Genomic DNA, 14,007 nt, shown 5'->3' on the forward strand with positions numbered 1-14,007 from the left:
CAAGCTAGGAGATGCTGAGCAAGGGAAACAACTCCTCGCCCAAGCGCTCAACAGTACTAAATCGATTGAATCTGAATCTAGGAGAGCGAAGTCTCTCCAGTCGATTGCTGAAGCATCTGGCAAGCTAGGAGATGCTGAGCAAGGGAAACAACTCCTCGCCCAAGCGCTCAACAGTGCTAAATCGATTAAAGATGAATCTAGTAAAGCGGAGTCTCTCCAGTCGATTGCTGAAGCATACGGCAAGCTAGGAGATGCTGAGCAAGGGAAACAACTCCTCGTCCAAGTGCTCAACAGTGCTAAATCGATTGAATCTGAATCTAGGAGAGCGAAGTCTCTCCAGTCGATTGCTGAAGCATACGGCAAGCTAGGAGATGCTGAGCAAGGGAAACAACTCCTCGCCCAAGCGCTCAACAGTGCTAAATCGATTGAATCTGAATCTAGTAAAGCGGAGTCTCTCCAGTCGATTGCCCAGGCCTACTTTGAATTGGGCGATCTCACCCAAGCAAAAAATATCCTAGTCGATGCAACTAAGAATGTAGACATTTCTCAAGGCAGTCGCGTAAGCAAACAGGTTGCCCAACTCCACGCAGAACTTGGCAACTGGGGTGAAGCACTCCGCCTAGCCCAACGTTGCAACGGAGAAGATAAAGTCGCTGTTCTCGCCCGCATTCTTCAGGTTCATGCAGAGCAAAAGCACCCTGAGTTCAAAGCTTTGCGCGACAAGAAGGAAGAGGATGAATAGCATCACGTCACCCTCCAGTCACTCTGCTCTCTGCAAGAAACTACGAATATCCGCCAATTCCCTTCACCAAAACATCATGATTCTCTGCGGACTTTGCTGACTGAGATCCGTCCCTATATGAGCCAAACTGGGCATATCCAACCCAAAGACCGACGAAAAGTACAACCCGCACGACTCGCCCCAACCCGCTTGCGGTGTTCAGCCTCAACCTCGGTCGATAGTACTGTCATCCAGGAGCGTATCTCTCATGTCTCGTCAAAAGAAAACGGCTCACGTTGCCGAAAAAATAGAACATCGGTTAGCCGGATTAAAAGCGATCGACCCAAACTTAGATCTCGGAGAAGGCTGTAGCGTCATCACCATCCAAAGCACCGTTGAACAACTGCGGAATCAGGTCAACGCCTATAACGATGCCTTAGCCATGATCGATTCAACCCAAATCAACATTCAAAATCTAGAAAAACAACTCAATCAGTTGAGCCAAAAAGCGATGTTAGGCATTGCCTTCAAGTATGGCAAGGATAGCGATCAGTATCGCTTAGCCGGTGGAACCCCAACGAGTGAAGTCGTCCGCAAGGGAATCGCCACCCGTTTAAAGTCGAAGCCACAAGCGGAAGCGAACGAGCAGAACTAATCGATAAATTCTTGGCATTGGTAGATTCCTTGATTACCCTGGCTTTGTGCAAAAGCCGGGGTTTTTTTATGCTCAAAAAGAAGCGATCGCAGGATGCGAGTTAGACCCATCTCCTGCGATCGCTAGATTAAAACATCACTTAACCCGTTAACGCACAAACTTTTTGAACGCTAATGTCACATTATGCCCACCAAAGCCAAAGGAGTTAGACAGCGCCACATCAACTTTCAAGGCGCGGCTTTGATTTGGTACATAATCCAAATCGCATTCAGGATCGGCTTCGACAAAATTTATCGTCGGAGGAACCCGATCGTTCGCGATCGCCAGTGCCGTTGCGACCCCTTCAATGCCACCCGAACCGCCTAGTAGATGCCCTGTCATCGATTTGGTCGAGCTAACAGCAATCTTATACGCATGGTCGCCCAATGCCGTTTTAATCGCGGCGGTCTCGTTTGGATCGTTAACGGGCGTACTCGTCCCGTGAGCATTAACATAGCTAACTTGCTCAGGCGACAGTCCCCCATCTTTCATCGCTAACTGCATCGCTCTCGCTGCCTGCACCCCGCCCGGAAGCTGACCCGTCATGTGAAACGCATCGCACGTCACGCCGTAACCCACGATTTCGGCATAAATTTTCGCCCCACGAGCCAAGGCATGTTCCATTTCCTCTAGTAGAAGGATTCCAGCACCTTCACCCAGCACAAAGCCATCACGATCCTTATCAAACGGGCGACTGGCATGAGTCGGATCGTCATTGCGAAACGAGAGCGCACGACAGGCGGCAAAGCCTGCCACCGAAAGTGGAGTAACTGCTGCTTCCGTGCCACCGCAAATCATCGCTTGAGCATAGCCATGCTGAACCCATCGGAACGCATCCCCGATCGCATTTGACCCTGCTGCACACGCCGTCACTGAACAGGAATTCGGACCTTTTGCCCCGGTGTGAATTGCGGTCAAACCAGCCGCCATGTTCGCGATCATCATCGGAATCATAAACGGACTACAGCGATCGGGACCTTTGGTGAGGTTGACTTCCTGCTGATCTTCCAACACCTTCAAGCCGCCAATTCCGGTTCCAATCAGAACGCCAACCTGTTCAGCGTTCAAATCATTAATGGTGAACTGAGCATCTTCTAAAGCTTGCTTACTTGCTGCTACTGCAAGCTGAGCGAAGCGATCCATCCGCTTCGCATCTTTGCGATCGAGGTAAACGTGAGGGTCAAACCCCTTCACTTCCGCCGCAAAGCGACAATCGTGGCGCGACGCATCGAACAGTGTAATCGGCGCAACGCCGTTCCGTCCGCTCATCAACCCGTCCCAATAATCAGCCAGCGTATTGCCAATCGGTGTGATTGCACCAAGCCCCGTGACAACAACGCGCTTATTCACAGAATTTGTCATGATTTCCACTCGGAGGGGTTTTACACCCAAAAACAATGAGGTTAGACGGGGGGCTAAAGGCGATAGGCGCTGACTCGCTCTTTCGATGCTTTGCGAACCGAATTGCCTACCGCCCACAAATTAAGCAGAAGCAGTAACCTTGTTGCTAATGTAGTCAACCGCCGCTTGAACGGTGGCAATTTCTTCAGCCGCTTCGTCTGGAATTTCAATATCAAACTCTTCTTCTAGAGCCATGACGAGTTCAACGGTATCGAGTGAGTCTGCGCCCAAATCATTCGCAAAGTTTGCTTCAGGAACGACTTTTCCAGACTCGACGCCGAGTTGATCGGTCACGATCTTTTTTACTTTCTCAAAAATTTCAGTCTCGCTCATAGGTTCCTCAACTGGTTGCAGCAGCGATAAATCTCGCTATATCTAAGGTCTCATGCTTGCGATCGCATTGTTTACAACGTTTCGATAAGCATTGCTGCCAACAATACGATTTTAAGCATCTCTTCATCTTATCGGAAAGCGTCGTCGGCAGATTAAGACAGGAATGGAAGGATAAGGGAGGAGGAATGAAAGGGAAGATTGAGCCTCTCCAAATAAGCGTTTCTACTTGGTTCGAGAAGAGAAATAAATAAACTATAAGTAAGTCTAAGAAATAATGCTTACACCTATTGTCGATCGTAATCACCAAGCAAATTTAAATTAGGATCAGTCTCTAGGGTTATTTTGAGGAGCTACATTCTAGGTTGCTTTCATCTCTCCTCGCGGTTCCTGCGAAGTTGCGCTCTGCGCTATGTCCTTCGCAGCTTGCGCCTTTGGCGCTAGGCGCGGGGCATTGCCCTCCCTCATCCCTCATCCCTTCTACCATGTCCTCCAGAACACTAAAATACGCTTACTTTCCCGGTTGTGTCGCCCAAGGAGCTTGCCGGGAACTAGACCAATCGACCAAAGCGCTAACGCGATCGCTCGGCATTGACCTGCTTGAACTCAAGAAAGCGTCATGCTGCGGTTCCGGCACGTTCAAGGAAGATTCTCAGCTTCTCGAAGACACCGTAAACGCTCGCAATATTGCTTTAGCAGAAGAATTAAATTTGCCGTTGCTGACGCATTGCAGCACTTGCCAAGGCGTGATTGGTAGTGTTCATGAACGGCTGAAAGAATCGCAAACGAGCGATCCTGCCTATATTGAGCAGATCAATGGCTTCCTCAAGAAAGAAGGCTGTTCTCCCTATAAGGGCAGCAGCGACGTGAAACATTTGCTTTGGGCTTTAGTGGCAGACTATGGACTAGAGGAAATCTCTCAAAAAGTCAGTCGCAAACTTTCTGGCTTGAACTGTGCGGCGTTCTACGGCTGCTACTTGTTGCGCGGACAAGCTCATCCTTACGATGATCCGTTCAATCCAAAGTCAATGGAGAACTTGTTTGAGGCGGTGGGTGCAACTCCAGTCCTCTACCGTGGACGAACGCAATGCTGCGGATGGCCGCTTTCGAGCTATGCCACAGATCAGTCGTTTAAAATGGCGGGAATGCATATTAGAGATGCGATCGCATCGGGTGCAGATTGTATGGTGACGCCCTGTCCCTTGTGCCACTTGAATTTGGACTCTCGCCAACCTGAAGTCGAAAAAGTGATCGACGAAAAACTCGGCTTACCTGTGCTGCATCTGCCGCAATTGGTGGCGCTAGCGTTAGGGGTCAGCCCAAAAGACTTGGGACTCGATCGACATATTGTTTCCACTCGTCCCGTTTTAGAGAAATTGGGATTGTAAAGCTGGAGCGATCGAGATTAGATGTCTTGAGCGTCGTCATGGGGTGAGAGCGCGTCCATCACTTGCTTCACAATCTTGGGATGGAGAATTTTGCCAGAATGAAAGGGAATGACAACTCGCTCTGTATTCCTTATGTAGATACGATGACTCCCTTTACTTCTAACGAGAACAAAACCAGCAGCGAACACTAATTCTTCGGCTTCTTGAGCCGTCAAGCGAGGAAGTTTAGGCAACCTGTACCTCGACGGTCATGGTTAAAATTTCTTGGCTTAGGAGGGTCTGTTTTTCTTCATCTGAAAGCGTCTCGATATACAACTCGATTGCTTCATGAATATTGGCTTTAACTTCTTCTAACGATTCACCCTGCGTCTGGCAGCCTTTTAGTTCTGGGCAATATGCGTAATAGCCGTATTCATCTTTCTCAATTACAGCACTGACTTTGTAGGACATAATTTGTAGGACATAGGTGTAAGTGTTTTTCGTACTGCTTTGATCGTAATGCTAAAGACTCTGAACGACGCGATTGGCCTTGCCAAGCTCGGAAGGATCGCACTGTTCAAATCATCCTTTCTCCCGTCCGACGTAACGCAATTTAAACTTTTGCAACTGTCTCACAGCGTGCGATCACCCTCTAGAGTAAACTGAGCATTGATTCTGAGATTTAGCGGTTTTTAACCTTTAGATCGAGGGACTACAGATATTGCAAAACATAAAGCGCACTAATCTGGAGCCTTTCATAACATGTCGCATACAGTCAAAATCTATGACACTTGCATCGGATGCACTCAGTGCGTCCGGGCTTGTCCTACAGACGTTCTAGAGATGGTTCCTTGGGATGGCTGTCGGGCGGGTCAAATTGCATCCTCGCCTAGAACCGAAGATTGTGTTGGTTGCAAACGTTGCGAGACGGCTTGCCCAACCGACTTCCTCAGCATCCGGGTTTACCTGGGTTCTGAAACCACTCGCAGTATGGGTCTGGCTTACTAAGGCAAGCTTCATACAGCAATCATTTTCATTCATGTGGGTTCAAAGTTTATTGGAGGCAGCAATAGCCTCCTTTTTTTGTGGTTTAGGTTTTTTGTGGGCTTGGCAGCAGGACAGAATTTAAACCTTATTTAAACCTTGCAATTGAAGAGATAATCAAGTTTTTGTGATGCTTCTGTCTAATTGGAAGCTGGCGGCCATTATATGAGTCAGGCTACAGTAGCGGTTACGATCACCATCGAGCAAGGAGTGAACGTTAAATGTGCGGAATTGTCGGCTATATCGGAACAAAAGAAGCAAGCGGCATTTTGCTGGAAGGGTTACGGAAACTAGAATATCGGGGCTACGATTCTGCGGGAATTGCCACGGTTCTTGAAGGTGAAATCCACTGCGTGCGGGCGAAAGGCAAACTGCACAATCTTGAAGAAAAATTGGTTGGTGAAACGAATCCGGCTCGGCTTGGCATTGCTCATACTCGATGGGCTACCCACGGCAAGCCTGAGGAATATAATGCCCATCCCCATATGGACATGGCAAAGCGGATTGCCGTGATTCAAAACGGAATTATTGAAAACTACCGAGAGCTGCGCGAAGAGTTGAAAAGTCGTGGCTGTGAATTTCGTTCAGACACCGATACCGAAGTGATTCCTCACTTGATTGCCGAAGAACTGAGCAAGGCAGAACAAGTTGCAGAAGAGCCGTTGATAGAAGCAGTGCGGCAAGTGGTGCGGAAGCTACGAGGCGCGTTTGCGATCGCCGTCATTTGCGCTGACTATCCGGATGAGCTAATTGTCGCTCGCCAGCAAGCACCCGTCGTTCTCGGCTTCGGGGAAGGAGAGTTCTACTGCGCCTCTGATACTCCTGCACTCATTCCTTACACTCGCGCCATTCTTAACCTTGAAAATGGCGAACTGGCTCGTATGACTCCGCTCGGCGTCGAAATTTACAGCTTTGGAGGACAGCGCCTCAAAAAGGCTCCGCGGACTCTGGACGTGAACCCCGTGATGGTCGAGAAACAAGGGTTCAAACACTACATGCTCAAAGAAATTTATGAGCAGCCGGGAGTGGTGCGATCGTGTCTAGAAGCATATGTCAACAGCGCTTGGACGTCAGCAGATCACAAAAATTCTCCTATCCGATTTGATCTGCCTCAGTCGTGGTACAGAAATTTGCAACACGTCCAAATTGTGGCCTGTGGAACAAGTTGGCACGCTGGACTCGTAGGTAAATATTTGTTGGAGCAGTTAGCAGATGTTCCGACCACGATTCATTATGCGTCGGAATTTCGATACGCGCCTGCTCCACTCGTTCCTCATACGCTGACGATTGGCGTGACTCAATCGGGTGAGACGGCCGACACCTTAGCCGCGCTTGAAATGGAAAAAGCTCGACGAGACAATAAATCGGAAGAGTTTGAAGCGCGTCTCCTCGGAATTACCAACCGTCCTGAAAGTTCCCTCGGTCAGTTGGTTTCTAATATCATCGATACTCATGCGGGCATTGAAATTGGAGTGGCCGCGACAAAAACCTTTGTTGCGCAACTGATGGCATTTTATGCGCTTGCGATCGACATTGCGTTCCACCGTCAAACGATCGCGGCTCAACAAATTGAAGCATTACTGACAGGCTTAAGTCAGCTTCCGGCTCAGATTGAACTGATTTTGGAAAGTCAGGAGCGCTACATCGAAGAACTTGCTCACGACTTTGCGGAAACTCAAGACTTTATCTTTCTAGGACGGGGTATTAACTTTCCGATTGCCCTGGAAGGAGCATTAAAGCTGAAAGAAATCAGCTATATTCACGCGGAAGGCTATCCTGCTGGAGAGATGAAACATGGCCCGATCGCGCTGTTAGATGCTAAGGTTCCGGTGGTTGCGATTGCTATGCCAGGGCCTGTCTTTGAGAAGGTTCTCTCCAATGCTCAAGAAGCTAGAGCGCGCGATGCTCGTCTAATTGGAGTAACGCCTATGGATGAACAAGACGCTGCCGATACGTTTGATACCCTAATTCCGGTTCCACACATTGATGAAATTCTGTCGCCGATTCTGACGGTGATTCCGCTACAGTTGTTGGCATATCATATTGCCGCACGGCGCGGTCTAGATGTAGATCAGCCTCGTAATCTAGCGAAATCAGTGACGGTCGAATAATTGGGGTTGTATGTCGTATTTGTTGTGAAGTGATAAAACGGTTGAACAATTCATAAAACGGTTGAACAATTCATAAAACGGTTGAACAATTTAGTTCAATTGAACTATAATCCTTGAAAAGTGGGTAGAGCAGTTATGGCCGCACACGAATTTCAAGGATTTTTTCATGAGCATAGGAACGCGTAAATGGACGCAAGCTACGTTTGATCGTTATATCAAGGAAGGCCGGGGACAAGGTGAAGGAGAGAATTACAAACCCTGGCTCACGGTGCGAGATGTTTCCTCACGAGGCAGATCTTCGAGAGAAGTTGGCTGGAAGACTAACCGAGATCATCACCTACTCTCAGACCATGAGAGACGCCTCTTCTATATATTTGAGTGGTCAGAGAATATTATAGATATCAGAGAACAGTTTCCTTTGTCTAAGCTTAATTTGGCGATGGAAGTCGCTGACGAGATTGAATGGAAATATCCTAAAGATTCTGAAAGCGGGGTTCCCTACGTTCTAACTACTGATTTTATGCTGACTGTAAAGCAAAATGGCAAGTCAGTGCCGATGGCCCGAACAGTCAAGATGACACAGGAATTAGAGAAGAAATCAGTTGCTGAGAGATTGGAGGTGGAAAGGCGTTACTACTTAGCGGAAGGTATTGATTGGGACGTTATTACCGAGAAGGGAATTCCTAAGCTTTTAGCAGAGAATATCGAGTGGATCCATTCTGCTTATTGGTTGGAAGTAACTCCAGAGATGAACATTGAAGAACTTAAGTCTCTAGCAAAGACTTTAAAGGTTAGGCTTCAGGAAAGCGATCTCACTATTAATCAAATTACAAAAGCTTTAGATAACGAGCAGAATCTAGAGATGGGGACATCACTTTATCTCTTCAAGCACTTAGTAGCTAGAAAGGAGATTGTCATGGACATTCTAAATACAAAAATATCGAGTTGCCCTTCTGCTAAAGCGATCCAAAGAATTATTCATTAGCTTTGCACAAGTAAACCATGCACAATTATTTATTTACGAATGATTTAATAGAGTGGAAAAATAGTTCAGACAATTCACTGATTGAGAGGGTCTTGTGGATTGATGAAGGTTATGTCATTGCATTTGTATTTGACATCAATGCAAGACTAGGATTTCCTCAAACAAGGAGAGTTTCTGAAATATTAGAAGCTTTATCCGAGGGCTCTGCCATTAAGCTGCCGAATGATCCTTGGGTAAGAATAGTTCGTGAAGCTGATTTAACAGACAGGGAAAAAGAACACAGAGCCAAAGCTTGGGAGATAATTTCATCTCTTGTTGCTCAAGAACCAGAAATTTATTACAGAGATTTTCGTGGCTCTTCGGTTAAACAAGTTGTTGAAAATTACAACATTGGAAGACATGAAGACAAGTTGATAGAAAAAACCGTCTATAAGTACCTAAGAAGATTTTGGCAGAGAGGAAAAACTGAGAATGCTCTTATTCCTGATTATGTTAACTCCTCAGGAAAAGGGAAGAACAAAGGCTGCGGAGAAAAGAAGAGAGGTAGACCCAAAAAGCACAATCAGGATCCAGACATTAGAGAGGGAGTTAACGTTACTGAGAAAGATAGAAAAATCTTCAGAATAGCAGTAGCAAAATACTACAACACTCCTAAAAGAAATTCGCTAATAAGCGCCTATGAACAGATGATTAAGGAATACTACAGAGAGGAGATTAGATATGACCAAAACGGCGTAATGAAATCTATATTGAAGCCAATATATGAAAGGCCTACTTTAAGCCAATTCAGGTATTGGTATCAACTTGAGCATCAAGTTGATGTGGCGAAGACAATTACATCACGTAAGGGAGCAAAAAAATTCGCTTTAGAGCATAGAGCAATTACAGGAACATCCAGAATGGAAACTATTGGACCTGGCTCTCGCTATCAAATTGATGCAACTATTGCTGATGTATATCTGGTTTCTAAGTACAACCGAACTTGGATCATTGGCAGACCAGTAATATATGTAGTTATTGATGTTTTTAGTCGAATGGTTGTAGGTGCTTATGTTGGCTTGGAGGGTCCTTCATGGGTAGGCGCAATGATGGCGCTAGTCAATGCCGCGACAGACAAAGTGCGGTTTTGTAAAGAATACGGTATTGAGATTACTGAAGAAGACTGGCTATGCCATCACTTGCCCGATGCAATCCTAGGAGATAGGGGCGAACTACTAGGAATGCCTATTGAGAAAAACTTCATTCCTAACCTTCATGTTCGTATTGAAAATGCTGCTGCATACCGAGCTGACTGGAAGGGTTTAGTAGAAAGGTACTTTTCTATAATTCACGGTCATGTCAAGCCATTTCTGCCCGGTTATGTAGATGTAGATTTTAGGCAGAGAGGAGCACATGACTATCGCCTTGATAGTAGGCTTGATATAGAGCAGTTCACTGAAATTATTATTCGTATTATTCTTTTTTATAATAATCACCATCATCTAAATACATATGAAAGAGATGAGGCAATGATTGCAGATGATGTACTGTGCACTCCTGTAGAGCTTTGGAAGTGGGGGATTGCTAATCGCTCCGGTAGACTTAAAACTTTTAGCGAAGACATCGTCAAGCTGAACTTAATGCCAACTGAAAAAGCAGCCATTACTGCTAAAGGTATCAAGCTTAAAGGTAAGGAGATGTATTACATCTGTGATAGGGCGATTAAGGAGCAATGGTTTGAAAGAGCTAGAAGTGGATTCTTATCAGCATCGGAAAAGTCTCTAACTGTCACTTATGATGTTAGAAACCCAAACTTCATTTATCTTCCTTCTTCCGATGGTAGAAGTTTTGAAAAATGTTTTCTCACTGGTTCTTCAGAACGCTATGCAAACAAGAATTTTTATGACATCGAGTACATGATTGCCTATGAAAAACTGCAAAATCAAAAAAATCAAGGTAAAGAGCTACAGGAAAAGGTTGATTTGGTTGCTCATATTGAGGATGTAGTGACGAGAGCAGAAACGATGACTGGAAATGTTTTAGATAACAATTTAACCGATAGACAAAGAATCTCAGGTATTAGAGACAATAGGTCAAGTGAGAAGACTGAACGGTGGGCAGTCGAGGGATTTGAATTAGCTAAGACAGAAAATAACCAGGGTCGTGAACTATCAGTAGATAGTAAATCGGAAGCTTTGGAACAGCCAAAATCATTACAGCCGGATCATCTCGATCTTCTTAAGCAGAAACTGCTGGGGAATTACCAAGTTTTGGACAATTTCGTTACTGGTATGAGAAGGAGCGGAATGTCCCCCAAGCTTTGTCTACTCGTGAAGGCAAACGTCGCTATAACCTACGTCATCGTGAGGTTTTAGGAGATTCTACCCAGATGGCATTTGGTCCTGGGTCTATTTATCAGATTGATGCCACGATCGGTGACATCTACTTGGTCAGTTCTCTCGATCGCACTCGAATCATTGGGCGACCTGTGATCTATGTTGTGATTGATGTATTCAGCCGCATGATTGTTGGTATGAGCGTCACACTGGAGGGACCAAGTTGGGTCGGCGCGATGCAGGCAATGGAAAATGCAGCTAGCGATAAGGTCACGTTCTGTCAGGAATACGGAATTGAGATTGCTGAAGAGGATTGGGCTAGCTACCATTTGCCAGAGATGATTCTGGCAGATCGAGGTGAGTTTGAGGGTTATATGGCTGACAACCTTGTTAATGCCTTAAATATTCGCGTCTCTAATACACCACCTTATCGAGCCGATTGGAAGGCGATTGTTGAGCGCAACTTCCGACTAAATGTTCAATAGAAGTAGCGAGTTGAGTAAATTCATCAAGCTCCCTGATCTCGCGCTCTAAAATAGTGCGATCAGATCTTGAGAGTATTGATTGCTCATCTTCTGCCCACTCCTCAGCGGTTTCCTCTAGCGCTTCATAATCCTCATCTAGTTCGTCCACAAGCGACTGCGTTGGCTCTTGTTTGCGGAGCTTAGTCTTCAGCCGATTTGAGATCGAAGTAAGTGCACCAGCGATCGCAAAGGTTGAAGACGCTAACAACTTGCGTAATACTAGCGTCATCAAAGAGCGTTGACTCACAGGGAGTGCTTGCAGGTTCTCGCGGCATAGATATTCCGAAACCAGATTGTAGAGACGATCTTCACTTTCCTCAGGCGTAAATTCCTCTAGCAGTGGGTGACGTTTGTAAAGTTTAATCTCCGCATAGCCGTTAAAGTTAAAATGTTGGTTGGTTAAAGTATGATACTCACTACTCGTATCAATAGATACTTGATGCTCATTAATGGACTTGTCGGGTAATAACGAGAGAAGTGGCTGAAAGTCCTAGCAAAGGTTACAGCGATTTTCATCAAAATCGGCTGAAATGCTTGTGGATAAAGCTTTCAAGGACTTTTTTTCTTATTTCTAGACAACTACTAATAATTAATCCCTTTTACGAGGTTACACTCGATAAAACGAAATTCCCTTTCAAAGGATTGAATCTCATTAAAAGTACAATCCTCACTCTTTCTAGTGTAAACCTGTGTAAAAAGTAGCTTTTCCCTACTTTGTCTGCTTGCTGTGAGGTCATTACTCATAGTGAATTGGGTTGGTATTGCTTCGTAAATTAGGTTGTATTGCTTTAGGAGCTAATAGGGTTGTTATAAATGAAACCTCACCTCAGGTTGAAGATTAAAAAGGATTCCTGGTTAGCGGAGGCACCCCACTGGCAAGAACTATTGAAAACCAAGAACGGAGCTGTCACAAGCATCCATCCCGATATTGATGCTTTGTTTGCCAAATACAAACTGCCTATTTGGGTCGCCAGAGAATATAGACCTGCTCACCAGTCCTGGGATCAGAGTGAACTCCTGAACGGACTGCATCGAGTCTACCGGCTGATTGTTCGAGACGATCGAGACATTCCCCCAGAGTTAATTCGAGAAATCTCGCAGTTGCCGATTGTGGAAGAAGTACGGATTGGAGAAGTTGCGACAGTTCCCCTGCCATCTCCCATTCCCGTTGCTATGAGTACTGAGACGGATTTGTACTCTCGGCAGGCAATCTATCTCAATGAAGCCCATCAATTCACTCAAGGCGAGCCCAGTGTTATCGTTGCCGTTTTAGACACTGGCGTTATCCTGAGCCATCCGGAGTACAAGGACAATCTCCTCAAAGGATATGACTTTGTAGACATTATTGATGGAGCCAGTAAGTTTGTTGGAGATTTCCTGGGTGCTGATGATATCCCTGATGATGAGGTCGGTCATGGTACTCACGTCACTGGCATCATTGGGGCGCAGGGATTGTCTATGCCCAAAGGGGTGGTACCTCGATGCCGCATCTTGCCCGTTAGAGTGCTGGGTGCGATGGAAAGGAATGGCAAGCGGGTTGGTGCCGGATTGGTCGATAACATTAATGCCGGAATTAAGTGGGCGGTTGATCAGGGAGCACAGGTGATTAACATGAGCCTGGGGATTCCCCATACAGGCGGCGGACTGCCCCACGAGGAGGTAGTGAATTACGCCAAACATAAAGGCGTAACGATCGTGGCAGCGTCGGGTAACGATGGTAGGGAGGAACTGTATTACCCTGGTGCACTGCCCCATGTGATTGCCGTTGGAGCTTTCGATCAACAAGGGCAGACAGCATATTTCTCAACCTATGGCAAACAGGTCAGCCTAGTAGCTCCCGGAACCAATGTTTACAGCACCTACTTAAACAATGATTACTCGTTTTCCACCGGGACGTCCCACGCCTCACCGTTTGTAGCAGGAGCAGTTGCATTGCTTAAGTCCTATGCCATCAAGAAGGGCAAACCAATTACCGATGGACAGGTAAAGCATATCCTCAAACATACTGCCGACAAGGTAGATACTCGGTTCAAACATCGAAAAGCTGGCTTTGGCAAACTCAACCTAATCGATGCCCTCAAACTACTGGATTACAAATTAAGCGAAGGGAGATGAGTCATGGTCTTGCAGAAAGACAACAGCAGTAACGACAGCAGTAACGACAGCAGTGACGACAGCAGTAAAGAGAAAGAGGCCCTATTAAGCTCAGAAGATGCCAAAAAGAACCTGATAGAAGCCGTTAAGCCAGATCTGATCGCGGCTGTAACATCTGAGATCATCGCGGTAGTGATCGCCGCTGCTCAATCTGGCATTACCACGGCTAAAGACAATGCAGTTGGAGCAGTTAGAGACGCACAGACTGAAGTTGCCAACGCTCAGGAAGTAGCTGTTACCGCTGTGAATAAAGCGCTCGCTGCTGCTCAATCTGGCATTACCACGGCTAAAGACAATGCAGTTGGAGCAGTTAGAGACGCACAGACTGAAGTTGCCAACGCTCAGGAAGTAGCTGTTACCG

Annotated in this window: 14 protein-coding genes and 1 pseudogene; 10 read left to right on the top strand and 5 right to left on the bottom strand. The window is 46.2% G+C overall.

What is annotated here, in order from left to right; all coding sequences use genetic code 11:
* Together AC5I6P_RS28720 and AC5I6P_RS28725 are read left to right on the top strand one after the other, a co-directional pair.
* Nucleotides 1-742: tetratricopeptide repeat protein (locus AC5I6P_RS28720; protein WP_495697204.1), on the top strand; the 742-nt coding region annotated here is incomplete at its 5' end.
* Nucleotides 743-989: 247 nt separating this feature from the next.
* Nucleotides 990-1,376: a hypothetical protein gene (locus tag AC5I6P_RS28725; RefSeq protein ID WP_495697205.1), complete on the top strand. Its 387-nt coding sequence runs from the start codon at nucleotides 990-992 to the stop codon at nucleotides 1,374-1,376.
* A 147-nt stretch (nucleotides 1,377-1,523) separates the two neighbouring features.
* Here AC5I6P_RS28725 and fabF read toward each other — a convergent pair whose 3' ends face one another.
* Nucleotides 1,524-2,777, bottom strand: a complete 1,254-nt coding sequence (fabF, locus tag AC5I6P_RS28730; RefSeq protein WP_495697206.1) for a beta-ketoacyl-ACP synthase II — start codon at nucleotides 2,775-2,777, stop codon at nucleotides 1,524-1,526.
* Nucleotides 2,778-2,897: 120 nt separating this feature from the next.
* Entirely contained in the window at nucleotides 2,898-3,149 is a 252-nt protein-coding gene (acpP, locus tag AC5I6P_RS28735) for an acyl carrier protein (RefSeq protein WP_495697207.1), read from the bottom strand.
* 482 nt (nucleotides 3,150-3,631) lie between these two features.
* On the opposite strand from acpP, the gene AC5I6P_RS28740 reads away from it, so the two are divergent.
* The gene (locus tag AC5I6P_RS28740) at nucleotides 3,632-4,534 is read left to right on the top strand and encodes a CoB--CoM heterodisulfide reductase iron-sulfur subunit B family protein (protein ID WP_495697208.1); all 903 of its coding nucleotides are present in this window, start codon (nucleotides 3,632-3,634) and stop codon (nucleotides 4,532-4,534) included.
* Nucleotides 4,535-4,551: 17 nt separating this feature from the next.
* Here AC5I6P_RS28740 and AC5I6P_RS28745 read toward each other — a convergent pair whose 3' ends face one another.
* Both AC5I6P_RS28745 and AC5I6P_RS28750 read right to left on the bottom strand, forming a co-directional pair.
* Nucleotides 4,552-4,767: a type II toxin-antitoxin system HicA family toxin gene (locus AC5I6P_RS28745; protein ID WP_495697209.1), complete on the bottom strand. Its 216-nt coding sequence runs from the start codon at nucleotides 4,765-4,767 to the stop codon at nucleotides 4,552-4,554.
* Nucleotides 4,760-4,984: a type II toxin-antitoxin system HicB family antitoxin gene (locus tag AC5I6P_RS28750; RefSeq protein WP_495697210.1), complete on the bottom strand. Its 225-nt coding sequence runs from the start codon at nucleotides 4,982-4,984 to the stop codon at nucleotides 4,760-4,762. The genes AC5I6P_RS28745 and AC5I6P_RS28750 overlap by 8 nt, the downstream gene beginning before the upstream one ends.
* A 291-nt stretch (nucleotides 4,985-5,275) precedes the next feature.
* On the opposite strand from AC5I6P_RS28750, the gene psaC reads away from it, so the two are divergent.
* From psaC to AC5I6P_RS28775, 5 genes and pseudogenes are all read left to right on the top strand, one after another.
* A complete protein-coding gene (gene psaC / locus AC5I6P_RS28755) occupies nucleotides 5,276-5,521 on the top strand; it encodes a photosystem I iron-sulfur center protein PsaC (protein ID WP_495697211.1) in 246 nt (81 codons plus the stop codon).
* Nucleotides 5,522-5,778: 257 nt separating this feature from the next.
* On the top strand, nucleotides 5,779-7,668 hold the full coding sequence (gene glmS, locus AC5I6P_RS28760) for a glutamine--fructose-6-phosphate transaminase (isomerizing) (protein WP_495697212.1): 1,890 nt from the start codon (nucleotides 5,779-5,781) through the stop codon (nucleotides 7,666-7,668).
* Between the two features lie 166 nt (nucleotides 7,669-7,834).
* On the top strand, nucleotides 7,835-8,653 hold the full coding sequence (locus tag AC5I6P_RS28765) for a TnsA endonuclease C-terminal domain-containing protein (protein ID WP_495697213.1): 819 nt from the start codon (nucleotides 7,835-7,837) through the stop codon (nucleotides 8,651-8,653).
* Between the two features lie 17 nt (nucleotides 8,654-8,670).
* Nucleotides 8,671-9,999 (top strand): annotated as a pseudogene (locus AC5I6P_RS28770) (TnsB C-terminal domain-containing protein); the annotation flags it as partial.
* A 1,022-nt stretch (nucleotides 10,000-11,021) separates the two neighbouring features.
* The gene (locus AC5I6P_RS28775) at nucleotides 11,022-11,453 is read left to right on the top strand and encodes an integrase catalytic domain-containing protein (protein WP_495697214.1); all 432 of its coding nucleotides are present in this window, start codon (nucleotides 11,022-11,024) and stop codon (nucleotides 11,451-11,453) included.
* Here the strand turns inward: AC5I6P_RS28775 and AC5I6P_RS28780 are convergent.
* Nucleotides 11,383-11,739: a hypothetical protein gene (locus tag AC5I6P_RS28780; protein WP_495697215.1), complete on the bottom strand. Its 357-nt coding sequence runs from the start codon at nucleotides 11,737-11,739 to the stop codon at nucleotides 11,383-11,385. The two genes, AC5I6P_RS28775 and AC5I6P_RS28780, sit on opposite strands and share 71 nt — an antisense overlap.
* Before the next feature lie 566 nt (nucleotides 11,740-12,305).
* Here AC5I6P_RS28780 and AC5I6P_RS28785 point away from each other — a divergent pair.
* Both AC5I6P_RS28785 and AC5I6P_RS28790 read left to right on the top strand, forming a co-directional pair.
* Nucleotides 12,306-13,607 carry a S8 family peptidase gene (locus AC5I6P_RS28785; RefSeq protein WP_495697216.1) on the top strand — a complete coding sequence of 434 codons (1,302 nt, stop codon included), beginning with the start codon at nucleotides 12,306-12,308 and terminating at the stop codon, nucleotides 13,605-13,607.
* 3 nt (nucleotides 13,608-13,610) lie between these two features.
* Nucleotides 13,611-14,007, top strand: a 397-nt coding sequence (locus tag AC5I6P_RS28790) for a hypothetical protein (RefSeq protein WP_495697217.1), incomplete at its 3' end; no start/stop codon positions are given.

The organism is Myxacorys sp. (assembly GCF_059501405.1).